The organism is Streptomyces sp. NPDC001219 (assembly GCF_053597915.1).
Map to the genome: position 1 here is coordinate 98,705 of NZ_JBSFJF010000014.1, position 23,945 is coordinate 122,649.

Consider the following 23,945-nt stretch of genomic DNA (forward strand, 5'->3'; position numbering starts at 1 on the left):
ACGACCCGGGGTGTCAGGCGCGGCCGCCGAGGTACCAGCCGCGTGGCGCTGGCTGCAACTGAGTGGTCATCAGGTCGCCTAGCCGCCAGGGCAGACACGAACGGTCCGTGAACGTCGAGTCCGCATCCATCTCCGGGTCGGTGTGCGGGGCGTGCAGGAACAGACGCCGGTAGCGGCCGCGGGCTGGCCGCTTCGCCTCGGTCATCGTCTTCCCAAGCCCGGTCCGGCCCGGAGACGCTGGAAGCACCGGGGCATGCCGCACCATCCACTTCTCGACCGCGGCCAGGCCGTCCGTTACGGGGATGCCCCACTCCTTCAGCAGCCCCGCCACCTCCTTCAGCCAGGCCCGGTCCGCGCCCTCGGTGAGGGTGCGGCGTAGCCGGCGCCGCTCCCACGCGGCTAGCCGGTACGCGAGGCGCACCGCCTCTGGGTAGAACACCAGCGGTGCGACCCGCAGTTCATCCCGCCCCGCGCGCCCCAACGCCCGTCTGCGGGTGTGCCATACCGACGCGTTGAGCACGGGGATGTTCCACCAGCACGAGGCGATGGCGTAGGCGTCAGCGAACATCGCCTGGCCGCCCGCGCCCAACCGACGCTCCAGCAGCACCCGCAAGCGGTGGGCGTCGGCGACCTCAGGCACGGCTGACAGTCGGATGGCCGCGGTTTCGGGCTCGCGCCGGTTGTCCAGCCACCGCCCGTGCGCGGCGCAGACCTGCCACGTCGCGTCGGCGGCCAGATAGGAATTCCACGTCGTGCCCTTGATGCGGGCGCACACCTCGCACACCCTTACCAGGAAGGAGCCAGGGGTGTCCCAGGGCCAGTCCCACACTGGCCCGCCCGCAGCGGTCAGCAGTCGGTTCGCGCGCAGGTTCGGCAGCGCGGACTGCAGCTCGCCGACCGAGTGGCCCGTCATCACGGCGAGCCGGTCCAGCGCGGCCGCATTGAGATAGCCATCGCCGTAGCGCGGATCGCCCGGGACACCGGCCTTGCGCAGCGGCGTGCCGAACATGGGCCAGAACTCCTGGTCGGGGATGCTGTTGGCGTCTGCCAGGCGCCGAGTGTAGGAGCCGGTCGACTCCCCGCCGATCAACCGCACCGGGAGCCCCAGCCGCTGTGCCGGCTGCCAGGGCTTCTTCCGCCGCGGCCGGCTGGCCGCGCCGTTTCCTGCACGAACCACTGTCACGCGCCCCTCTCATCAGCCGCCCCACAGCAGGGCGACCCGTTACCCCCGGCATGACACCCGTTACTTGCGCCGGACGAGCAAGCCCGTATGCGTCCGGCGCCCGCCCATCCACGTGCGGCGGGTCCGCTCCCGGCGGCGCGAGCCATGTCATTGGCCGAAACTCTTCGATGCCCCCTCCGGGCTGGCAGCCCCGGCCAGTACATTCCCGCGCGATCTGATGCAGGGGCACCGCCCCGAGAAGGGACGGAGGCTCCGTGGAACTGCGGGAGCACCAAGTCGAGGCTCTGGCCGCGATTCAGGCTGCAGCGGCAGCCGGTGAGAAACGTATGACGGTCGTCTCGGCGTGCGGCACGGGCAAGACGCTGGTCGCTCAGCAGGCCGTGCAGCGCCTGGCACCGCAGGGCACCGTGCTGGTGCTGATGCCGACCAAGGCTCTGGTGACCCAGACCGTTCGGCGCTGGCGTGAGGCAGGCACGAGGGGGCTGGCGCTCGGCGTCTGCTTCCTCAGCCAGACCGAGAGCGGCCTGGCCCCCGCGGAGGCGGTGTTGTGTCGCGGCCCGCGCAGCCCGCGGGCCATCGCCCAGGCCGCCCGCACGACTGGCCCTGTCACCGTGTTCTCCACCTACGGCTCCCTCCACCACGCCTGCGATGCCCACGACCTGTACGGGCTGCCGCCCTGGGATCTCGTGATCATCGACGAGGCCCACCGCACCTGCTCCGCATTCGGTGAGGGCTGGGGCACCATCCACGACGACGCCGCCGTCCCCGCCAAGATCCGCCTCTACATGACCGCCACGCCTCGGGTCTGGGCCGCCCCGGCCCGAAACGAACTTCTCCCGTTCATGGAGCGCCCCCCTCTCGCCACCATGGACCACCGCGAGATCTTCGGCCCGACCGTGTTCGAACTGGGCATGGCGGAAGCCATCGAGCGGGGCATCCTCGCCGACTACCAGGTCGTCATGCCCATCGTCGGCGACGCCGATCTGCACCACATCCTCGCCGCCCGCCATCCCGCCAACACCGCCCACCACGACGGCCTGCGCAACGCCGCGATCCAGGTCGCCGTCCTGCGCGCGATCGCCGAACACGGGCTGCGCCGCGTCCTGGTATTCCACAACCGCGTCATCCTCGCGGAAGCCTTCGCCGAATCCCTGCCGACCACCGCGCAGGAAGCCGGCGAGCAACTGCGCATGGATGGCCTGTGGTCCCAGGCCATCCACGGCGAACAGCCCGGCGACTGGCGCCGGGACCTGCTGGAGGATTTCGCCGACCCTGACCACGCGTGCGCGATGCTGTCCAACGTGCGGGTCCTCAACGAGGGAGTCGACATGCCCGACGTCGACTCCGTCGTCTTCGCCGCTCCCCGGTACAGCGTCATCGACGCCATCCAGGCCATCGGCCGCGGCCTGCGCCAGCCACCCGGAGCGGGCAAGAAGACCACCCTGATCGTCCCGGTCTACCTCCGACAGGGTCTGAGCACCACCGACTTGCTGAAGGGCTCCGCCTTCGAGAACCTGCTCACCCTCCTGCAGGCCCTGCGCGCCCACGACAACTCCTTCATGGACCGCATCGCACTGCCCGCCCGCACAAACGGCGGCAGGGCCCAGGCCCGGACCACCTTCTACGCCCGTCCCGAACGGGCCGCGCAACTCGCGCATGCCCTCGGCCTGGAGATCACCGTGCCGGCCATCGGCACCTGGGAGGAGTCCCACGCCTCCGCCCACCGCTACCGAACCGCCTTCGGACACCTCGACGTTCCCGCCAACTACACCGACCCCGGCGGCTTTGCCCTGGGCGAGTGTCTGACCAACCTCCGCCTGCGGCACCTCCTGGGCCGCCTGCCCGCCGAGCACAAACAGGCCCTGGAAGCCCTGGGCATGATATGGGCGACGCCAGCCCGCACATTCCAGTCCATGCTCGAACACGCCCGCGCCTGGGCGGGCGTGCACGGACACCTCTACGTTCCCGTCAAGGAAGAGATCGGCGGCCATCCGCTCGGCTCCTGGCTGGCAGCCCAGCGCCACAAAGCCAAGACCGGCCGCCTTCCCCACGAGCACGTCCAAGCGCTCGACGCGATCGACTCCGACTGGAACCCGCCCCGGACGGACTGGCATCGCCGCTACATCCGTGCCCGCACCCTCGTCGCCACCACCGGCTGGGAGCCCGCCGTGCCCTCCACCAGCCCCACCGGAGAGCACCGCGCCATCGTGAACTGGGTTGTCACTCAGCGGCTGACCTTCTTCCAGCTCCAGCCACGCCAGCAGGAACTGCTGGCCGACCTGGGCATCCCGCCCCTGCCTGGCAGCATGTACTCCGACCGCGCCTACGACCCCAAACGCCACGCCTTCTACGCGGCCCTCGGACATGCCGCCGCGTTCCTCAACCGCGAAGGCCACCTCGACGTACCCCGCCGCCACATGGAACCCACCCCAGCCCGCGCGGACGCCCCCGCCTTCGCACTGGGGGAGTGGATCCATAAGCGCCGCAGGCACCCCGAACTCCTCACCCCAAAACAACGCCACGCCCTCGAAGCGCTGCGCATGATCTGGCACCCCACCCTCAGTACCCGCAAACACCCGGCCCGCCGCTCACACGACGACACCAGGCCACACGCGAGACGCCCGATCGCGCATGAAACCGCAGAACAGCCCCTGGCACCTGTCCCGGACCGGGCTTGCGGATCACAGATGCACGACACGGCCGAGCGACACCTTCTCCAGCACCTCCAGCGTGATTTGCTCCTCGCCTGATCGGATCGCGATCTGCGCCGCCTGACAGATCAACTGGGACAGCGACCGCATGTAGCCGCGGCTGCGCGTATGCAGGTACTCGGCCACCTTCCGTAGGTCGTGCGGCTGATGCCGGTACAGCACCAGCTCCGCATCGAACAGGTCGATGACTCGCGCGAAGGTGATCGACTCCTCGTCACTGAATCCCATCCGACTGGTCCGCAGCACCATGTGGTCACCCCGCAACTGCTCTGAGCGATCCAGCTCGGTGTCGTTATCCCGAGTGAGGGGGTCGACAATGAACTGGGCGCCGCGCCCGCAGTAGACGAACGTTGCCCCGGTCTCCTCGCTGATCACATCCAGGTATTGGAAGGCCAACTCCGCGTCCGCGGCCGTACGCAGCCGCTCGATGCCGTCGATGAGGACCAGCCGCGTCCTCGCATTACGCATGGTCCGGATTACCGACTCGGTGAGGTCTCCGCTCTCCCGCTCCTGCCCCAGGAACCGAGCGAACGCACCAGCCCAGTTGCGCATGCTGCCGCGCGTCGGCGCGGGCACGTTCAGGGTGATGACCGGGATGCGGTTCTCGTCCTGCCCGTACAGATCCGACAGCCGCCGCTCCCAGTGCACCCCGATCGCCTGCAGCACCGTACTCTTCCCCGTTCCGCGCGGCCCGTCCAGGATGATCCCGGCCTTGCCGTGCCGGCGCTGCTGGTTGGCCAAGATCTGCTCCGCCACCAGCAGCTTCGCCTTGGCGATCGCGGGGGTGGTGAACGTGCGCAGATGCCCGTGGAACAGCAGCCGCGGGTCCAGACTGCCGACCTTCGTCCCCTCCGGGGCGCTGTCCTCCAGCTTCGGAGCATACAAAGACGACTGAGCGAGCGCCCTCCACTCATGGCAGTTCTCCGGCCACGACGGCGCAGGCGGCGCCAGCAGCAACGGCTCAGGCGCACTCCTGTCGCGCAGCAGCCGTTCCTCCTCGACCGTCAGCTCCATCTTCACGGGTACCCCTCTCCAACTGTGCAGGTGCCTCGTCCGCACCATGCCCTCACAGGACGTCGCCTTCGGTGCCAGCATCGGCCTGCGCCTGGTCGAACTGGGCGAAGATCTGCCGGTAGCGCTCTTTGAGACTCTCGCCGACGTCGCCTTCCGCTCCGCTGGCACGCGCCCAGGCATCCAGTGCGGGATCTGGCGCCATCGCACTCTGCTCCCAGTCGATGCCCGACCCCTCGTCACCTTCGGGCCCGCCGTACAGGCCGGTGTCGCCCAAGCTGAGAGGATCACCGTCCGGGTCCGGAACGGACGGGGGGACTTTCGACCAGTCGATGGGGTCGCGCTCCGCGTACGGGTCGAACTCCCGCTGCAGGGCCGGTTCGGGCAGCGGCGTGTAACCGTCCGGCACCAGCACCCGCTGAACTTGCTCAGGCCCCCGCTCGGCCCGCTCCAACAACTCGGCAAGAGCATGGGCGATCGCCTCCTCGTCCTCGATGCGCCCGCCGCGCTCCAGATGCTGGGAGACCGCGATGTCCCACAGGAACTGCGTGAACGGCGCCCCGACCACATGGCTACCGACCCATGTGGCCTCCACCCACCGGTTTTTGTTGTGATCCCGCAGCCACACCCGGGACAGATTGTTGGGGGTGTACCGGACCTCCCAGCGACCCTTCCTCTTGCCCCGCAGGTCCGAGCGCGTGCGCCGGAAGGGGTTCAGCCCCTGTTCCGGATCCCGGGAGGGGTGGTCGTAGGTGCGATTGTGCAGACGGATGCCCTGCTCGCTCACCCCGACCCACGCCGTCGGCAGCAGCCGGAGGTAGTCCTCGCGGGTCAGCGGGATCGGCAGGTAGCCTTCGACCGCCACGCACGCCGCGTACATCTGGTTCGGCGTCAGATGGGGCAGATAGGCGTCGTAGGGATCGGCGAGCTCCGGATGAGGCGTATTCTGCCACTTCAGGGCGATCCACTGCTGGAGCAGAGCGTCGAGCTCGGCCAGCGTCCACAACCGCTCGCCGTCCACGGTCCGCCGCACCCGCACCGGGTCACGACCGGTGTAGCTATTCACGTGCTGACTGAACTTCGACTTGACCGTCCCAAAGGTGCGCTCCACGATCGCCTTGTCCTGGCCGGTGCGTTTGCGTGCCGGCCGCACCGAGAAGCCCAGGTACTCGCAGGCGTCGGCGAACGTCCGCCCGGCGAACACCGTGCCGTGGTCAATGACGATCACGTCAGGGATGATCACCGGCCGGGCCGCGGCATTCGCGAACCGGGGGTCGACGGCGACCAGTTCCTCATACGGCAGATCGGACATGCTCGCGTGGACGGCCGCGTCGTACCCGGGCCGCATAGGCGCCGGGACCAAGGCCTGCGCCAGCAGTTCGCAGGCGTCCACCGCCTTCGTCGCCCGCCCCCTGGCACGCGGCGCCGACACCAGACCGCCCCGGCCGGCTTTCCGCCGCTTGCCCCGCCTGCCCGGCTGCTTGGGCCGCACCACCGCAGCAATGATGCTGCGGGTCGCCACGCAGATCGCGAGTGTCAGCTCAACCCGGGCGGGCTGGCCGTCGTCGCCCAGCACCCATACATCCAGGTCGGTCGAGTCGATCTGGACCAGCTCACCCGGCATAGTCGCCTTCGTCACCGAGAACGGCGGCCCCACCCGGGCGCCCGCCGCACGCGCGCCGGGGGGAGAGTCCCAGTCCTTGGGGTTGATGCCCAGCCGCCCCAACAGCTTGTACAGCGTCGGCTCCTCCGGAACCTTCACCCCCTCCCCGTGCGCGGCACGCACCACCCGCCGCAGCGACTTGAACAGCTTCCGCGCATCCGAAGGCGCGTCCACCCGCCGACGCTGACGCTCCACCAGTACCAGAAGCTGTTCCACTACGAGCGGGTCGGTCGCCCCGTACAGCCGTCGCCGCTTGGTACTGCGCCCATCCACAAGATCGACCACACTGCGCCGCCTGCAGTAGACCAGCCGCTTGGCCTGGACCGTCTGCCAGGACACCCGCCTGCCCAGCACTGCGCTCATCTCGGCAGCCTTGGCCTGGTATCGCTCGATGAACGTCGTCGACGCAGGGTCGAAAGCCGGCCGCGGCCGCGCCCCCGGCGGTGCCCCGAGCGGCAGCCCGGTGTCGACCTCGACCACCGCGCGCTGCCACCGCCGCGCCGCCTCCGCCGCAGCGCCCGGGATACCCTCCAGTTCTGCGAAGTCGGGCATTTCCGACTGGATCAAGGGATGCCCGGCCGTGTCGAGGACAGCGAAGTCGTCCGCTGCCGCCAGCACCGACAGAAACACCGCGGCCGGCACCCCGCTGATACCCAACGGGTCCAGCAGCACCATCACCCCGTCCAGTCCGGCTACTAGGTACCGGCCGCCCCGCCACCGCACCTCATCACCGCGCGCCAGCACCCCGCGCGGTGCGCCGCGCACCTGCAGTGACGCCCGGTCCGCCGCAGCAGCCGGCCCCGGTCCGCTCACGGCTGCTCCGCCGCGAACGGGCGGCGCATCGCCTCCGGCTCGTCCGCGCTCATCGGCCCCACCAACGATCCGGGACCCAGGGGCACGGCCCAGTCCAAGCTCAGGCGCCGCTTCCACAACATGTGGTAAAGGCGGGGAAGGGCCAGCAGGCGCGACACCCCACACTCTTCGACGCCCTCCGCCAGCGGCCGCGGCTCGGCGAACGCGCGAGCCAGCGCAGCCTCCACCTCCGCGTCAGCGAAACGCGGATGCCGCCGCCGCGACACCCACCGCAGATTCGCCAACGGCGTCCTCCCCGGCAGCCGCGGCGTCGCCAGCTGCCAGGCCGCCTGCTCGCACGCCTCGCGCCACACGGACATCTCCCGCTCGAACCGCTCGCCCGGCCCCTTACCCGGCCGGGCGACCACCATCACCGTCGCTCCGGAAACGGTGCGCACGAAGAAGTCCGGCACCAGCCGCCGCTCGCGGCCCCGCTCCCGCCAGACCAACTGCGCGGACCAAGCGCCGAAATCGACCACCCCAGGATGGAAGTCCAGCAGCATCGCCGTCGACAGCCGCTCCAGCGAACGGCAGCCCACCAGACGCCTGTTGGTCGCCGCCCACCACCAGGTGACGATGCTTCGCTGGGAGGGATGCCGCGACGGCTTCCACACCTCGCCCCGCTCCGCCAGCGCCACCCCTGCCAACCGGTCCGCTGGCACGGTCCGGCGCACTTCGTTGGGGTCGAAGTGAAGAACCTGCAACTCCCGTTCCATGACGCCTCCCTGGCATTACGTCGTACTGCCGCGGCGTGCCGCCGACAACGGACTGTCAGACCAATAGCACAACGCTCGCCGCCCCCTGAGCGGCGAATAGCGCGATCCGGACAGTCTTTTGCGGGCCGCCGGGCGCCCCCGGTACGAGGTCGCCCGGCGGACGGGCAGGTGAACTCCGTTGACTTGACAAGTGAGTGCTCGGATCGGCTTGGTGGCTTAAGCGGCGCAGGCGATCAGGTTGGACGCTCGGCACGCCTCCAGGCTGCTCTGCAGCTACGTGATGGCAGGCGCGAGGGCGCGAGGGAAGCAGGTGGGGGCTTGACTAGCCAGCTGGAGCTGCCTGTGCTTCCTCCGGCCTGGGATCGGCGAGTACGGCCAAGGGCTCTTATTCGGCGGACACATTCGCATGAGGATCGACCAACGTGGGGCCGAGAGCCCAGGCGATCTCTTCCGCACCTTGGTCGTACGACCACCAGTCCGCTGCCCCGGCGGCTACGAGGCGGTCGAGCGTGGAGGCCAGGACGTCAGGAGGCGCAGCGCACACGCGCCCGATCCTGTCCGCTTCGATGGCGCCCTGAAGGCTGCCGGGAGGGAGGTGAGTGACCAGTGCGAGTACGGCCAGCTGATCTGCGGTCGGCAAGTTGCGAAGCGCGCGGCAGGAGGTCAGGCGCAGGGCTTTGTCTGCGGCGTAGGCACGGTCTTGTCGCCTTGGCGCCTGTGTCAGGACCGCGGCGTCAAGCAGCTGCGCTGTGACCCCGCAGGGCGCACCTGCGATGCCCGCAGCTAGACGGATAAGCCAGCCGGCGTGCTCCAGTTCCTGCCACGGAGATGACTGTTGGTCCAAGCGCATGCCTCGTAGGAGGCCTGCCGGCAGATGAAGCCGGCCTGAGGCCGTTGCCCGCAGCGCGCCTTGCAGGGCAACGAGCCGGGCAGCGGAGCCGATCTCGGCAGGAAGCGCGGCCGCGAGGTAGCTGAGCATCTCCCGGATCCTGACTGCCGCTCCCGGTCCCTGCCCCCGTCTCCTGCGGCGTCGCGGGGGAGGGGGAAGGGCGGATGTCGCGAAGGCGGCTTCGGGGACGATGGCGCTGTGTTCGGTGGCTTGGGCGCAGGCAGTGCAGGCGTCGGTCAGTCGCCACAGGCGCCCGCCGCGTTCGCAGGTGAGCACCAGCAGGATGGCGCCTGAACAGCCGCGGTGGCGTGGATGCCAATGGCAGCCCCGCGCGTGGCACTGGCAGGTGCGCAGATGCGCCGGCAATGCGTCGCTCCGGGCATGGGCGGCCAGATGCCCCACCACAGCGGGGCGCACTGCCGCCGTTCCCAGCGGCAAGCGCCTGCTCGCTGTAGGACAGTCCGGGCAGGCCATCACAGGGCCGCCGCGCTGCGGGCGCAGCTCGACCGTCCAGGTGCGCCGCACTGTTCGTCCGGTCGCGCACAGCCTCATGACCGCAAGCCTTTCTGTCTCGTCCGCGTTGAGGCGGGCACCTCGAGGGCGGTGACGGGGAGGGGTGGGCGGAACGGTAGTGCAGACCTCTGCCCTGACCCGCATGGCCGCCACCAGCGGAAATAGGGCAGAGGTCTGCACTGACAGGGCAGGGGTCTGCACCTTCGGATAAGAAGGTGACGTTCTTCCCGCCCGACCCCAACCTCACCGCCCTGCGCCTGGAGCTGGGACGGCTGCGGGGCGAGCGCGGATGGTCCTACGACGAACTCGCACACCGCAGTGGCCTGGCCAGACGCACGCTCATTGAGATCGAACAGGGCCGCACCATCGGCACCCTCAAGACCTGGCACGCCCTCGCGCACGCCCTCGGCATCTCCATCGAGCACCTCTTCGGCGCCCTCTGCGACGGCCACACGCCGCCGGCCGACGCCACCGAATAGCTTCCTTGCTCCACCCCTGGGCAGATCACCCGATCCGGTCCTCGACCACGAACGCGTAGGCGCGAATCGAATGAACTCACGCTGCGAGTGAGCCATCCGTGGGATGCGGACGGCATGGGCACCGCGATTCCGGCGCGCCGACTGTCACCTTCACGGCCATGCGCTCCACCCCCGCCTTGCCGGCCCGCCGATGGGACGGCAGCCCCACCCGCCCGCACCACCGTCCACGTGCCCTGCGCGTCGCCACGGACAGCCCCAGCCGTCTGCTGTGCGCAGCTCAACCGGCACGCTGCCGCGACTGCGGCAACCGCATCGACTGGTACACCCGCACCAACCAGCACCCCATCAGCCTCCACCCGCACGAGATGACTGCGGCCGCCGTTCCCGCCCGATGCCGCTGGCACGTCAGCTCCGGCATCGCCCACCCCGCCCACGACGGCACACCCTGGTGCCGCATCCCCCACACCCCCCTCTGCCCCGCACGCCCCGCCACCGCGCCACTCACCGCACAGCTCGCCGCGCTACGCCGCCACCTCGCACTGCGCACCCGACGCCTGCTCGACACCGGCGCCTTCACTCCACACCCCACCGAACCCGCACCAGACCCACTCACCACGCCGTGCCAGCCCGCCCGACCCGTGGTGCAGCTCCTCTACTGCCGCTACCTCGCCCCGCGCCCTCTCGGCGACATCCGCTGCGTCGCACAGACCCGCCTACGCCACCGCTGCACCCACCCCATCCTCACCCCGGACGCACCCGCGGGAACGTGGACCCTCATGTCTGCCACCCCCTCCCACGGCCAACTCACTCTCCCCGCATCCGAGATGGCCGTCTACGACCTAGGCCAACTGCACTACACAGAGCAACTACGCTGGCGCGCTCAACGCTGCCCCCTCCACGCAGCCGCCGCGCAGGCCGCCGACCTCGCGCTCGCCGAGTGGGAGGTCTTCGACCCGCTGCTCCACCACTCGTACATGCACCCCCGCCTGCCCACCACCATCCGGCACCGCGGACGCAGCAACTGATACCCGCGGCTCAGCCCACCACCACACCCAGCCCCACGCACCACAACCACAGACCACACGGTCGCCCGGCGAACCCGCCATCACCCGTCCGCGACTCAAGCACTTCACCAGATCAGCAACGCCCCAGGCTGATACCCAACCCCGAACTGCCCAGATGGAACCCAGGTGCTGAACCCGACCGACGAACAAGCCGCCGCCGCAGACCACTTCCACGCCGGCGACCACCTCGCCCTCCAAGCTGGAGCCGGCACCGGCAAAACCACCACCCTCGCCCTGCTCGCGCACGGCACCAAACGCCGCGGCCGATACATCGCCTACAACAAAGCCATCGCCCGCGACGCCGCCACCCGCTTCCCCACCACCGTCACCTGCAAGACCGCCCACGCCCTGGCCTTCGCCGCCATCGGCCACCGCTACGCCCGCCGACTGAACGCCCCACGCCGCCCCGCCTGGCACACCGGACGAGACCTTGGCATCACCAAGCCCATCCGCATCGGCGAACGCGACCTGTCACCCAAAACCCTCTCCCACGCCACCCTGCGCACCATCACCCGCTTCTGCCACTCCGCCGACCCCGCCCTCACCCACCATCACGTCCCCCGCCTCCGCGGACTCGAAGAACCACCGCTACACCAACAACTCGCCCAACTGATCACGCCCTTCGCCCACAAAGCCTGGGCCGACCTCCAACACCCGGACGACGGCAAAGTTCGCTTCGACCACGACCACTACCTCAAGATCTGGTCACTCACGAACCCGAAGATCGCCGCCGACTTCCTGCTCCTCGATGAAGCGCAGGACACCAACCCCGTCGTCGAGCAGATCTTCAACAACCAGCGCAGTCACGCCCAGCTCGTCATGGTCGGCGACTCCGCCCAGGCCATCTACCAATGGCGCGGCGCCAGGGACGTCATGACCGGCTTCGACGGCACCGCCCTGGCCCTGTCGAAGTCCTTCCGCTTCGGCCCCCGCCTCGCCCGCGAAGCCAACCGCTGGCTCGCCATTGCCGACGCGCCCCTCCGCCTGCAAGGCAGCGAAGCGATCCCGACCAAACTCGGCTTGGTCCCCTGCCCGGACGCTGTCTTGTGCCGCACGAACGTCGGCGCCATTACCGAAGTCATCCAACTGCTGGACGCTGGGCACCGCGTTGCCCTCGTAGGCGGAGGCGAGAGCCTTCGCGCCCTGGCCCTGGCCGCTCGCGACCTGAAGGAAGGCCGCCGCACCGGTCACCCCGAACTCGTGCTGTTCACCTCCTGGGGCGACCTTCAGGACTATGCCTCCTACGACCCAGCAGGCCGCGATCTGCAGCCGCTGGTCGACCTCGTTGACACGCACGGCACGGACGCCATCCTCGCCGCCGTCAACAAGCTCACCGACGAAGACCAGGCACACGTGACCGTCTCGACCGCGCACAAAGCCAAAGGCCGCGAATGGCCCAGCGTGCGGATCGCCGCCGACTTCCTGCCACCTCGCGACAGTGACGAGCAGGACGATGCCGGCTGTCCCATCCCCGGGCCGATCGATGATGGCGAAGCCCGTCTCGCCTATGTCGCCGTGACTCGAACTCGGACCCGACTCGACATCGGGGGCCTTGCTTGGGTCGAACAGCACCCTGACGGAAACCTCCCGCGTCACTGAAGCCAGCCGACTGCACCGGCGGTAACCCCTTGCGGCAGCTGGGTGGGTGTATGGGGTGTCGTGTTTGTGCTGGTGGACGCGGGGGAGTGCGCGCCTGGCGTGGTGTGGTTGTGCAGATATCTGGGTTTTATAACTCCAAACCGGATTTCTCCTGGCAAGGTGTGACGGTGGGTCACTGTGTGGGGGTCCAGTCAAGCTGGCCGGACTTCCGGATTCCGGCACCCTTTTCGTGGGGTGCCCTCTGAGGGGGTTTCTGTGTCCCGTCGCATCTCGCGCATCGCCGTTGCCGTCGCGGGTGCTGCGGCTCTCGCCGCCACCGCCGCGCTCCCCGCCGCGGCGGCCGGCCACGGCCACCACGCGCCGGCCCCGCAGCACAGCCGCTCCGCTGTGGTCCTGGGCGCGATCCAGTACGACAGCCCCGGACGGGACGACCGTTCCAACCGCAGCCTGAACGCGGAGTGGGTCACGGTGAAGAACACCGGCCGCCTCCCGGTCAACATCAAGGGCTGGACCCTGTCCGACAAGTCCGGCCACAGTTACCGCTTCGGCAACCTCCACCTCAACGGCCACAGCCAGATCCGCGTCCACACGGGCACCGGACAGGACAACCGCCGCGACCGAGCGCAGGGTGGCGTCAACGAGCATCCGGCCGCTCTCATCCGTGGCGAGTCCTGCCGCGCGGGCCAGCTCCGGCGCACGGAACCCGGTGGTCCACACAACGGCGTCAGTGGCGAACGACGTTCCATCGCGGGTGTCCAAGCCGTCCTCCCGCACCGCGGCGACTACGGCGTTCGGATGCACTGAGACGCCCAGCCGGTCGAGAGCGCGCCGCAGGTGGCCAGAACCCGAGTCGGCTCTGGCTCGATTTCTGTGGAGTTGGGGTGCTGCACCTGCGGTGGGCGAGGCGCTTGCTGCACGCCCTCCGCTCGATGCGGGGTTCTGACACCCTTCTCCTATGGACTCAACGGGCAGGGCGGAGCGCGTCATCGAGGCCGAGTGGACGAGGCTGCTCGCTTCAGATCGGGTGGACGGTGATCTGGTGCGCTCGGCCTACGCCGAACCCGGATTGCGGCAGCTCTTCCCCTGGGTTGGCATGGGGGAGCTGCACTTCAGCCGGTGCACCGAACATCCCTGCACGTGGGACGTGCCCTACGTCGCTCCACGGCCGGGTGGGGGCTTCGTCGTGGCGGGGCCGTCCAGGGTGGAGTCTGTGGGTGAGGCTGGCACTGCTGAGGAAGCTGCGGAGATGGTGGCGGACCGTCTGCCTCCGGGCTGTGGTCGAGCGGTTGTCGGCAACCGTCACGACCTGGCCGCTTTGACGCAGGAAGGCTGACGCTCGGGCCGCGATTGCCGAGCGGTCGGGCGGTCAGGGGGTGGGCACGTCGAACCCGATGGTGGCCTGGGCCTCTTCGGCGGCCTGCTGGTCCTGCTCGTAGATGCCGCGAAATGAACTACCTGCAACTCGCGTGCCATGGCGTCTCCCTGACATCACGTCGTACTGCTGCGGCGCGCTGTCGGCAATGGACTGCCAGATCACTAGCACACCGTTCGCCACCCTCGGAGCGGCGAACGGCGCGATCCGGACAGCCTTGCGGGTACCGCGAGGCCATCACCTCGGTGCGAGCGCTGTCTTCACACGCATGAACTAAATGCTGAATTATGTTCTATTTGTGCTAATTGTCAGACCCTTCCTCTACCTTCGTTGAAGTCGTCGCGTCCGGACCGCTGGACGGGGCTGTCCTCCCCTGCCCAGGGGTCGGCAGCCGCGAATGGAACCTGCGGCAGTGCGCGTTTAGCGGAGGAAGGGAGTCCATGTGGCCGAGGACTGGTGGAGCTTTCTGGAGACCGACATGTTCGACGTCTTCACCGACGGCAGACAGGCCGGGAGACAGCGGCTGACCGTCGCCGTGCTCGCCGCTCTGCTGGTGGCGAGCAGCCGCGGCCCGATGTGGGCACTGTCCGAGATCAGGAAGCTGCTGGCCGAGGTGGGCTACGAGAACGCAGTCGGCAACGAGGACCTCATCGAGGTCCTCGAGGCTCTCAAGGCGCACGGCTACGCCACGCCATGCGTCGACCACACCGCGGCCGTGGAGAGCCTCAGCGACGGACGACGGCGCCGCGAGGCGTGGGCCCTCACACGGCGGGGCCGGGTGGTCGTGGCCGGCGTACGGGACATCGCCCGCCGGCTGAACCGGACCCTGCGGCTCCCACCGCGTCTGCTCGACGCCATCGAACAGACCCTCCAGACCCTGCTGCAGCACTACCACGAGGACGCCGAGATGCTGGACCCCACTCTGGACCAGGTCCGCGCACACCTGGAGCAACTGCAGGAGGCAGGCGGGGACTTCTACAGCGCGGTCGGCGCCCTCGCCCAGGGAGACGTCACCGACGACGTGGTGTTCACCACCAGCCGCCGCCACATCCTCCTGGCCCTGCAGCACTTCGCACGCCGTACCGAGCAGGCCCTCGACCAGGTCAGGGCGGCCTTCGGCGCACTGGCCGAGGTGGGCAGCGGGAACGTCGTCCGCCGCGCCATCGCCGGCGCGGGCATCCTCGACCCGGCCGAGCAGCAGACGTGGACGGCCGACCGGGAGCGCGATCTGGCCGACCTCGAGGCGTGGTTCGTGCCCCACGGCTCAATCGAGAGCCTGGTCGACGCGGCGGCAGACGCCATCCACGCCCTGCTGGGAGCCATCGACCGGCGCTTCTACGCGAGCGCGCGGGGCAGCGACGTCAGCGAGGACTTCCGCCAGATCGCCCGGATGCTCCACGCCCAGCCCACCGAGACCGGAACCCAGAAGGTGTTCGCCGCAGCCTTCGGTATCTGGCCCGCCCGTCATCCCGTGGAAGCCGTCGAGGAGTCCCTCGCACCCCACCGCACCGCCAGCGGCGCGGGCGGACACCCCGTCAGATTGGTCCTGCGGCCCCACGACCGCGGCACACGCTCCACCGGCGCACCCCGCAAAGTCGCCGACCTCACGGAACGGCGACGAGAGGCAGAAGCCGCCAACGACGCCGATATCGCGCGCACGGAAACGATCGCCAGAGCACTCGTAACGCCCGGGGCGGTCCCTCTGACCCACTTCGCAGGACTGGACACCGTCCACGTCGAAGTCCTGGTGGATCTGATCGAGGAAGCACTCGACAGCTTCGACGACGCAGCGGGCACGGGCAGAGCGGCCACGATGGGGGCCGAGCTGACCTTGTGGGTTGGCACACCGGGCCGCCCCGTGAGCGTCGTGCTGCAGGAAGGGAAGCTGACCGTCCCTGACCTCCTCATCTGCATCCGGTGCGCCAAGCCCCGAGAAGGGGGCGAGGCGGCATGAACACCGCAGCCCCAACTGGCGACCAGCCACCGCTCAGCCCCGAAGCCGCACCGGTGGTGGCGGCACTGCTGGCCCGCCAGATCCTGGCCGAGGAGGACGACCCCGAGCAGTTCCGCCTCGCCTGCCACCACCGCCACGAGATCGCCGGCTGGTTCAGCGAATACCCCGGCTGGCGTTTCCACGTCGAGCGCCAGGCAGGCATCTGCCGCCTGTACAAACGCCGCTTCGACCCGCCGGCCGGCCGCGTCCCCCTCCTGCACCGCAGCAGGCCGTCCGCCCGCACACCCGTGCCCCCTCTCGTGCAGATCCTGACCGCGCTGATCTGCGAGCAGATGTGGCGCGCCGCCCAGACCACCTTCAACCACCTCCAGCGCGCCGTCATCCAGGCATGCGGCACCGAAGCCTCGACCGGCCGGCTGCCCCGCTTCCAGCCGGTCGCCCCTGCAGGCCAGCGGCAAGCCACCGCCGCCGCACACCGCATGGCGTTCATCGACGCGCTGCGCCTGCTGGAGTCCTGGCACCTCCTTGCCTTCGACCAGCCCCTGAACGTCCTCGAACAGGGCACGGACGCAGACCTGGCCATCACCGCGCGCCGTGAGCGTCTCGCCCTGCTGATCGCCTGCCCGCCACCCTCAATCCTCCCGATCGACCTTGATGACCCCGACAGCCACGTCACCGCCCTCTGCCCGGACCAGGCACCCCCGCCCGAGGGAGCGCCCCCCGTCGACACCGCACGCCACCACCGCCGCACGGCACTGCGCGCCGTGCTGGACGACCCCGGCCTCCCACCCGACCCCGCCACCGGGCCAGGCGCCTACCTCTCCTCCTGGAGCGGCCGCGAGCAGGCACTGAACGTCGCCGCGGCCGCCGGACTCGCCTGCACGGTCCGCCAGGACTGGTGGATGACCGCCGACCCGGCCGGACACACCACGGACCTGACCTTCCCTCAACGCTGCACCGTCGGGCAGCAGGCGGCCCTGCTCCTGCTCGACGCCCTGACACGCCGGGACGACCCGCTGGCATGGTTCGGCCTCCACTGGGCCAGCGACGCACTCGCCGCCCACCTCCGTCAGCGGCCGTGGTGGGCCCGCAACTACCAAGGCGCAGGCAAGGCCAGAACACTCGCCGCAGCAGCAGTGCACCACCTGCTCTCCATCGGCGCGTGCACCGCCGACCCGCCGCCCGGCATCGGCTGGCAGCCCACCCCCGCCGCCCACCTCTGGCAGCTCAGCATCACCGACGCACCCCGTCCCCACTCCGCCGCCCCAGCCCACGAGGAAGACAGCCGAGATGAGTGACACCCCCCGCCACGGCCTCGCCGACGCGGCAGGACCGTTCACCAACATCCCGACGCTCGACCCGCACCCCACCGCCCGCGGGCGGTGGCAGCCCACCCGCGCCGGAGCGGTCAACTCCTGGCTCTGGACCGACGAGCAGTTCGCCTACGCAGGCGGCTGCCTCGCCATGGTCGGCATGAACGGCTCCGGGAAGTCCCTGACCAGCGCCGTACTGTGCCCGACCTTCATCGACGGCAACGTCACCGCCAAGAACCTCTCCGCCGCCGCAGAGGCCGCCGGGACGCTCACCTCCATCCACACACTCGGCAGGCCAGGACCGCCCAAGAGCGGCACCTGGTGGCAGGAGTACGGACGAACCGACCCCGACGGCCCGCACGCCCGCACGCGATGGCTCACAGCCGGGCTGTGGCTGCACAGCGGCGGAGGCCAGCGCAACACCCTGGACCGAGCCTGGTTCCTCGTCCCCGCCCGCGTCCACGCCCAGCTCATCCTCGAACGGGACGGCATGCCCGTCACCATCACCGACCTCGCCGCCCAACTGGAAGCACTCGACGGCCTGCTGTTCACCTCGTCCCCCCGCCTGGAACAGCAGTGCCGGGACCACACCTCCGTACTGCGCAGGGAGGAGGACTACCCGGAGACAGTCCGGGAGCTGATGTACCAGCCGCTCGATGGAACCCAGACCGACGCCCTCGCCACCGTCCTGCGCGCCCTGCGCAGCGTCCAGGCCGGAGACAAGATCAGCCCCCGGACCATGGAGGAGACCCTCACCTCCGCACTGCCCGCCCTCGAAACCCGCCGCGTCCAAAGCCTCGCCGACGCCCTGAGCAAGGCCGAACAACTCCAGGGCCACCTGCAGGCGACACGCACCGAGCGCGGCATCCTGTCCGACGTCCGAGCCGCCTACCGCCGCTACGTCGCGGCTGCCGCCACCACGACCGCCGTGAACTACACCACCCGCCACACCCTGCACGCCGCCGCCCTCACCGCCCGCGACGAGGCACTCAACGCAGAGGCTCTCGCCCAGAAGCGGCAGAACGAGGCCACCGCGGCCCTCCACAAGGACGAGAAGCGCGCAGAGCAGCTGCGCGCCACGATCCGTACCCTGGAGAACCGGATTGCCGGGCACCCCGGTACGAGCCTCGGAGACCTCAGTCGCAACGCCCAGGACTGTGAGAACCGCGCGGCCGACAGCCTGCAGCACGCCGAACAGGCAGAAGCCGTCCACCAAGATCACCAAAAGCAGAGTGCAGTCGCCCGGCAGACTGCCCGCCAAGCCCTCGCGGCCTGGGCCAAGACGACACACGACCTCGGCAGACACGCCCAGGACCTGGGCGCCGCGCCTTTTTACGAGCCGCTGGCCAGCGCTCTTGAAGAAGCCCGGCAGCATCAGGGACCCGCCGACAGCGACACCGTCGTAGCGGCCCGCGAACAGGCAGCTGCCTGGGGCCGCGCACAGTCCCAGGCAGCCGAGCGCGTCCAGACAGCGCTGGAGCTCCTGGCCGACGAGCAGGACAAGCACGGCGCCGCGCAAGAGGACTACGAGGACAAGCGGCGGCACGCTGAGGCAGCAGAGACGCACGCCCACGACGCGACCGACGCTCTCGAACAGACCGAGGAAGCCACCCGTGCCGCGCTGGCGACGTACAGCACCCGTCTCAAGCGGCTCCCGGCGCTCCCGGACGACCTGTGCAACGCCACCCCACTCGACGCGGACGCCATCCGCGCCTGGGCAGACGGACAGGCCGCAAACACCCTCACCAAGCTCGACGTCCGAGCCTGCGAAGAACGCGCAGACGCCCGATCCCAGGCCGCAGACGAAGCAGCCGCGCGTGCCGCCGAAGCAAGCGAACTTGCTGCCGGGGCGTCTCAAGGAGCCGCCGCCATCGCAGACGCGCTCAGCGTCCAGGCCGGTGCGCTGGCCGGCACGCCAGGCTCCCTGCACGCCCTCCTGCAGGCCGTCTACAACGCCACCCGCACCACATCAGCAGGACCCGGCTCCACGAGAACGGGGCCCTGTGACACGGACGAGGCCCTCCTCGACACCCTGGAGGAGGCCGCCCGCGACGATTTCGGCCGCCGCGGGCTCCTGATCCGCCAGGCCGGCCGCGACCTCGCGGAAGCCGCACACGCTCAGGAGCACGCCGCTGCCGCCCACGCTCGCGCCCGCCAGGCACGAACCCTCGCCGACGCCGCAGAGGCGGCAGCCCGCGAGGCACGGAGCACCGCGGACCAGGAAGCCCACGCCTGGGCGAGCCGCGTTCATACATGGGCCCGAGACCTGAAGGTCCTCGACCCGGCCGGGCTGCGCCTGCCGGCCTCGGGAGGCCCCCTCGACCTCGACGCGGCGCACCGCCTCGCCCAGGACACCGCCAGAGCGCACCGCAGCGCCGTGGAGGCCCTCTCCGGGCGCCTCGCCGAGGCAGAACTGCGCCTCAGCGCAGAGCAGGAATCCCTGGAAGACCTCGACGAGAAGATCTGCCGAGCCCGCCAGGGCGGCAGCCCTCCCGCCCCACCGTGCTGGAGGGCCCCGCGGCACGACCGGGCCGGCGCACCCCTGTGGGAGGTGGTCGAGTTCGCCTCGCACCTCCAGCCCGACGAAGCCGACCGGCTCGAAGGAGCCCTGCACGCGGCCGGTCTCCTGGACGCCTGGATCTCGCCCACCGGCGAGATGGCAGCCGGCGACACCACTCTCATCCTCACCCCCGAGCACCAAGGGCCGTCCCTGGCCGACGTTCTCGTGCCCGACTCCCACGCCCCGGTCGACCCGGCGCTGATCCGCCGCCTCCTGGCAGGAGTCCGCCTCCTGCAGCCCGGCGAACGACCACTGCCCGGACAGGCCGCCGTCGGCATCGACGGCACCGCCTACCTAGGCCCCCTGGCCGCCGCTTCCCCGGCCGCCTGGGGCGCCTGCCACATCGGCGCCGCAGCCCGCGAACGCGCCCGTCAGCAACTCCTCGCCGACCTTGAGGAGAACCGCTGCCGCGCGGCCAGCGCAGTGGCCGCATCCCGCACCCTTGTCGGAACCCTCAAGGACGACCTCGCCGCCGCCGACCGCGAACAGGCCAGCCCCGACCCGGCACCCTGGCGCACCGCCGAAGACACCGCCGCTACCACTACCGCCGAGGCCGAAGCCGAGAACACCGCCGCCCACGACACGGCCCAGGCCGCCGCGACCGCGGAGAGACACCGACAGTCCACCTCACGCACCGCGGAACAGGCCTGCGAAGACGCGCGCCTCCCCATGAGCCAGCAGGCCGTGGAAGCCGCCCTGACACTGTGCACCGAACTCACCGGGCGCACCGCCACCACGACGGTCGCCACGAAGTCCGCGATCGCGGCCAACCGCACCCTGCACACAGCCAACGAGCACGCGGCCAGGGCCCGGGCCGAGGTCGCCCAGGCACACCGCGCACTCACCAGCGCACGGCAAGCCGCACACGAAACGGAACAGGACCGCAGGAACCTCCCGAGCGAACTCGGCCTGGTGCCCCCAGCCCAGGAAGCAGCAGGCCGAGCCCACCAGCTGGCGCGGGAGATGGCGAACCAAGCGACCGCAGCCGAGACCATGCTGGGCCGGCACACGAGCCGGCTAAGCGCAGCCACCTCCCGCCTGCGCTCCGCAGCGCACAACGCCTTCGCCGGACTCCCGCAGGAAGCCGAGGCCCTTGAGCGCTACCGCGGCCGCTTGCAGGCACTCATCGCCTCGCTCAACAACTGGGGCGACGCTGCCCTGCACGCCCAGTTCGCCGCCCAGACCGCAGCAGGAGGCCTCAGCAGCGAAGCCGCCGCCAAAGAGCAGGCCGAACGGCTGCGCCGACGCGCCGACGACGACCAACACGCCGCCGACCAGGCACGCCACCGTCACAGCGAGGAGGTACGCCAGCATGAGCGCCCCTACCGGCAGTTGTCCGCCGAACTCGAACGACGCCTCAGGGAACAGAGCGACCTGGACAGCCGCCTCACGGAGCGCAGGGCCGCCGACCAGCAGGCCCGCCTCGACCACTCCCGCAAGGGAGACAACTCCCGAGACCGCACCGCCCGCCTCGAGGCGGCCGGAGAGAGCCGAGCAGCAGCCCTGAGCCAGCTGCAGGCGCTGTTCGACCACAGCCTGGCCGCCGAACTCGCAGACAGCGAAAGCCTCCACCGCCCCGAACCGGAGGACGCCCTCCATATCGCGCAAGCGCTCCTCGAGCAGCGGGGCCTCGGCGACACACTGGCTCTGGAGCAGGCAGCCGCGGCCGAGAGCGAGGCCAGGACGCAACTCGACCGCCGTATCAGGCACAACCTCAGCAGACTCATCGAGATCAACCGCCACATCGTCGCCGAGGACATCCCCGGCACCGCATGGCGGCGCATCACCGTCACCCACCTCGGCCACGGCGGCGACACCGGCACCGCGCAGACCCGCATCCAGCCCCTCGGCGCCATCCTGGACGACCTCGCACGCACCATCACCAGGCTGGAGAACGACTTCAGCGAACAGGTGCAGAATGAGGTTAAGGGCGTCGTCTTCTCCGAGCTGCGCAGAGACATCAACACCCGGATCGACACGGCACGCAGCATCGTCGAAGACATCACCCGAACCCTCGACGGAGTCCGGACCGGCGTGGCCAACGTCGGCATCCGCCTCCAATGGCTGCCCAAGGACGACGCGGTCGCCCGCCAGGCACTCCAACTCATCCAGCAAGCCGACCTCGCAGGCGACTTCGACCGCATGTACGACTTCTTCGTCGAACAGCTCAAGAGCGAAGAGGCCAACTACCCCACATGGGCCAAGCGCGTGGAGCACGTCTTCAACTACCGCAACTGGTTCACGTGGGAAATCGCGCTCACCCACAACGACTTCCGCGACGACCCCGCCAGCGACACGGAGGTCTTCCGCACCCTGACCACCCGCAATAACCCCCTCGCAAGCCTTTCCGGAGGGGAGAAGCGACTGGTCACCATGCTGCCGCTGCTCGCAGCAGCACATGCCTTCTACTCCACCAAGGACTACGAGGGACCGCACATGGTCTTCATCGACGAACTCGATGCCGCCCTTGACTCAAGCAACCTCCGCAAACTCCTCGAACTCCTACGGACCTGGGACTTCGACGCCGTCGTCACCCTGCCCTCCATGCGGCCGCTTCTGGTCGCCGAGACCCAGTCCATCGGCATCCACCGCATCCACAAGACCCGCACCGCCCGCTACACCATCCCAAGCATCTGGACTGGCACCGGCACCCCGCACACCACCCGCATCCGCGCAGGCGTCCCCACACCGCGCCCCCACGAGCAGCCCGAACCCGAGGGGAGCGCCTGATGCCCAGCGACCTCCACGACCCCGACATCCGGCCCCTGTGGCAGTCCCTGGCCGACCGTCTGGCCCAAGGAGCCGACCCCGCCACCATCAAGACCGTCACCGTCCCCCTCAGCCGCCCAGCCAGAGCGCGCATCGCGGGCTGGCTCGCCCACACCGCAAGCCCAGGACGCGTCCGGCCGCTCCGCGACGGCGGCAAAGGCACAACGATTCCCGTGCCCCGGGTCCTGGCCGCCCTCGGGCGCACGCACCACGACCTGCGCGACCTTATCGAAGACGCAGGGATCCGCATCCCCGACACTGCCAGCACGCGAACGGCGGCCCGCCTCCTGCGCGCAGAGATCGACTCGCACGCCGCCCACGTGCTGCCCGACGCCCCACTCCTCACCGAGCGGCTGCACTCCTACGGCATCGGCGAAGACACCCTCCCGGAACGACGCTTCCTCATCGACGCCCTCGTACGTGCCCGTGCACTCCTCCCACTGCCCAGGTCACTGTCACTGGCTCGCCTCGCCCACCACTGCGCGGTCAACCCCCACTACTTCGACCTCAACGACCACGGCCGCGGCGCACTACTCGTCCTCCTGGCCCGCGACCTCCTAAACGCAGGACAGCCCGACACGCCGGCGGCCGAGCGCGCCCTCCTGGCCCGGCTCGGCATCGTCGCCGACCGCCTGTCCCAGACCGTCCTGCTGCTCAACGTCCAGGCCACCGGCGACGGCCCCACCGACCGAGCGCTCAACCTCGCCTACAAGGACCGGCGCCCCGTCCACCTCACACTGCACGACCTCACCGCGCACCCGCCGACCCTCGAGGTCAGCCAGCGGCTGCTCGTCGTCGAGAACGTCTCCCTCATCGACGAAGCACTCGAACGCGGCGTCACCAAACCGCTCGCCTGCACCAGAGGAACCCTCAGCGCCGTCGACCACACACTGCTCGCTCTCGCGCGCGACGCGGGCCTCGCCGTCGAGTACGCCGGGGACCACGACCCCTGGGGCCACGCCATTGCCACGGCGGTCCACCAGCGGTACCACGCCACACCCGTCGCCATGGACGCAGCCGCGCACCGCAGCGCTGCTGACGCCGAGCCCGGCTGGAGCCAGCCGCCGCGAGCCGACAGCGGAGCAGACGACCATGAGCCTCCCCGCGGCCGCAGCGGCGTCGAGGGCAGGATCTACCAGGAGAACAGAGTCATCGTCGACATGCTGCTCGGCCCTAGCACGTCCGACCCCCTGCACCCCGGTACCAGCCGCGAAGCACCGGTCGTGCAGCGCTCCGCCGGAACCGCGCTCCCCGGCTGCACGTGACTGCGGGGACGCGCACCGGGCCAACGAGTCGT

At 70.1% G+C, this 23,945-nt stretch carries 16 protein-coding genes; 10 read left to right on the top strand and 6 right to left on the bottom strand.

Features of this window, described 5'->3' with window-relative positions; translation table 11 throughout:
* Window positions 1-13: 13 nt before the first annotated feature.
* Window positions 14-1,009, bottom strand: a complete 996-nt coding sequence (locus tag ACWC9R_RS11960; protein WP_450730806.1) for a hypothetical protein — start codon at window positions 1,007-1,009, stop codon at window positions 14-16.
* A gap of 428 nt (window positions 1,010-1,437) precedes the next feature.
* Here ACWC9R_RS11960 and ACWC9R_RS11965 point away from each other — a divergent pair, with 428 nt between their 5' ends.
* A complete protein-coding gene (locus ACWC9R_RS11965; protein ID WP_450730808.1) occupies window positions 1,438-3,933 on the top strand; it encodes a Helicase associated domain protein in 2,496 nt (831 codons plus the stop codon).
* On the opposite strand, the gene ACWC9R_RS11970 is transcribed toward ACWC9R_RS11965, so the two are convergent.
* From ACWC9R_RS11970 to ACWC9R_RS11985, 4 genes are all read right to left on the bottom strand, one after another.
* Window positions 3,865-4,908, bottom strand: a complete 1,044-nt coding sequence (locus tag ACWC9R_RS11970) for an ATP-binding protein (protein ID WP_450730866.1) — start codon at window positions 4,906-4,908, stop codon at window positions 3,865-3,867. The two genes, ACWC9R_RS11965 and ACWC9R_RS11970, sit on opposite strands and share 69 nt — an antisense overlap.
* 52 nt (window positions 4,909-4,960) lie before the next feature.
* Entirely contained in the window at window positions 4,961-7,381 is a 2,421-nt protein-coding gene (locus ACWC9R_RS11975; protein ID WP_450730810.1) for a hypothetical protein, read from the bottom strand.
* On the bottom strand, window positions 7,378-8,136 hold the full coding sequence (locus ACWC9R_RS11980; protein ID WP_450730812.1) for a TnsA-like heteromeric transposase endonuclease subunit: 759 nt from the start codon (window positions 8,134-8,136) through the stop codon (window positions 7,378-7,380). Before ACWC9R_RS11980 ends, ACWC9R_RS11975 begins: the two co-directional genes overlap by 4 nt.
* 385 nt (window positions 8,137-8,521) lie before the next feature.
* Window positions 8,522-9,115: a hypothetical protein gene (locus ACWC9R_RS11985; protein WP_450730814.1), complete on the bottom strand. Its 594-nt coding sequence runs from the start codon at window positions 9,113-9,115 to the stop codon at window positions 8,522-8,524.
* A gap of 638 nt (window positions 9,116-9,753) precedes the next feature.
* Here ACWC9R_RS11985 and ACWC9R_RS11990 point away from each other — a divergent pair.
* The 5 genes from ACWC9R_RS11990 to ACWC9R_RS12010 all read left to right on the top strand — a co-directional run bounded on the left by ACWC9R_RS11990 (window position 9,754) and on the right by ACWC9R_RS12010 (window position 14,013).
* A complete protein-coding gene (locus tag ACWC9R_RS11990) occupies window positions 9,754-10,017 on the top strand; it encodes a helix-turn-helix transcriptional regulator (RefSeq protein ID WP_450265706.1) in 264 nt (87 codons plus the stop codon).
* A gap of 158 nt (window positions 10,018-10,175) precedes the next feature.
* Window positions 10,176-11,042 carry a DUF6083 domain-containing protein gene (locus ACWC9R_RS11995; RefSeq protein WP_450730816.1) on the top strand — a complete coding sequence of 289 codons (867 nt, stop codon included), beginning with the start codon at window positions 10,176-10,178 and terminating at the stop codon, window positions 11,040-11,042.
* Between the two features lie 168 nt (window positions 11,043-11,210).
* Window positions 11,211-12,680: a UvrD-helicase domain-containing protein gene (locus ACWC9R_RS12000; RefSeq protein ID WP_450730868.1), complete on the top strand. Its 1,470-nt coding sequence runs from the start codon at window positions 11,211-11,213 to the stop codon at window positions 12,678-12,680.
* Window positions 12,681-12,935: 255 nt separating this feature from the next.
* Window positions 12,936-13,484 carry a lamin tail domain-containing protein gene (locus ACWC9R_RS12005; protein WP_450730818.1) on the top strand — a complete coding sequence of 183 codons (549 nt, stop codon included), beginning with the start codon at window positions 12,936-12,938 and terminating at the stop codon, window positions 13,482-13,484.
* A 151-nt stretch (window positions 13,485-13,635) separates the two neighbouring features.
* Window positions 13,636-14,013 carry a DUF6193 family natural product biosynthesis protein gene (locus ACWC9R_RS12010; protein WP_450730820.1) on the top strand — a complete coding sequence of 126 codons (378 nt, stop codon included), beginning with the start codon at window positions 13,636-13,638 and terminating at the stop codon, window positions 14,011-14,013.
* A gap of 33 nt (window positions 14,014-14,046) precedes the next feature.
* Here ACWC9R_RS12010 and ACWC9R_RS12015 read toward each other — a convergent pair whose 3' ends face one another.
* The gene (locus ACWC9R_RS12015; protein ID WP_450730821.1) at window positions 14,047-14,217 is read right to left on the bottom strand and encodes a hypothetical protein; all 171 of its coding nucleotides are present in this window, start codon (window positions 14,215-14,217) and stop codon (window positions 14,047-14,049) included.
* A 277-nt stretch (window positions 14,218-14,494) separates the two neighbouring features.
* Here ACWC9R_RS12015 and ACWC9R_RS12020 point away from each other — a divergent pair, with 277 nt between their 5' ends.
* From ACWC9R_RS12020 to ACWC9R_RS12035, 4 genes are read left to right on the top strand one after another with little or no spacing between them, the layout of a single operon-like run.
* Window positions 14,495-16,006, top strand: coding sequence for a DUF2397 family protein (locus ACWC9R_RS12020; protein WP_450730823.1), 1,512 nt, complete (start codon window positions 14,495-14,497; stop codon window positions 16,004-16,006).
* Window positions 16,003-17,304, top strand: coding sequence for a DUF2398 family protein (locus ACWC9R_RS12025; RefSeq protein ID WP_450730825.1), 1,302 nt, complete (start codon window positions 16,003-16,005; stop codon window positions 17,302-17,304). Before ACWC9R_RS12020 ends, ACWC9R_RS12025 begins: the two co-directional genes overlap by 4 nt.
* Entirely contained in the window at window positions 17,297-22,609 is a 5,313-nt protein-coding gene (locus ACWC9R_RS12030) for an SbcC/MukB-like Walker B domain-containing protein (protein WP_450730827.1), read from the top strand. Before ACWC9R_RS12025 ends, ACWC9R_RS12030 begins: the two co-directional genes overlap by 8 nt.
* Window positions 22,609-23,913 carry a DUF2399 domain-containing protein gene (locus ACWC9R_RS12035; protein WP_450730828.1) on the top strand — a complete coding sequence of 435 codons (1,305 nt, stop codon included), beginning with the start codon at window positions 22,609-22,611 and terminating at the stop codon, window positions 23,911-23,913. Before ACWC9R_RS12030 ends, ACWC9R_RS12035 begins: the two co-directional genes overlap by 1 nt.
* The last annotated feature ends 32 nt before the right edge of the window (window positions 23,914-23,945 follow it).

What these genes read in the sequence shown, in the direction of transcription:
- ACWC9R_RS11960 (WP_450730806.1), bottom strand. Translation starts at nt 1,009, where the DNA reads ATGTTCGGCACGCCGCTGCGCAAGGCCGGTGTCCCGGGCGATCCGCGC.
- ACWC9R_RS11970 (WP_450730866.1), bottom strand. Translation starts at nt 4,908, where the DNA reads ATGGAGCTGACGGTCGAGGAGGAACGGCTGCTGCGCGACAGGAGTGCG.
- ACWC9R_RS11980 (WP_450730812.1), bottom strand. Translation starts at nt 8,136, where the DNA reads ATGGAACGGGAGTTGCAGGTTCTTCACTTCGACCCCAACGAAGTGCGC.
- ACWC9R_RS11985 (WP_450730814.1), bottom strand. Translation starts at nt 9,115, where the DNA reads ATGCTCAGCTACCTCGCGGCCGCGCTTCCTGCCGAGATCGGCTCCGCT.
- ACWC9R_RS11995 (WP_450730816.1), top strand. Translation starts at nt 10,176, where the DNA reads ATGCGCTCCACCCCCGCCTTGCCGGCCCGCCGATGGGACGGCAGCCCC.
- ACWC9R_RS12010 (WP_450730820.1), top strand. Translation starts at nt 13,636, where the DNA reads ATGGACTCAACGGGCAGGGCGGAGCGCGTCATCGAGGCCGAGTGGACG.
- ACWC9R_RS12025 (WP_450730825.1), top strand. Translation starts at nt 16,003, where the DNA reads ATGAACACCGCAGCCCCAACTGGCGACCAGCCACCGCTCAGCCCCGAA.
- ACWC9R_RS12030 (WP_450730827.1), top strand. Translation starts at nt 17,297, where the DNA reads ATGAGTGACACCCCCCGCCACGGCCTCGCCGACGCGGCAGGACCGTTC.
- ACWC9R_RS12035 (WP_450730828.1), top strand. Translation starts at nt 22,609, where the DNA reads ATGCCCAGCGACCTCCACGACCCCGACATCCGGCCCCTGTGGCAGTCC.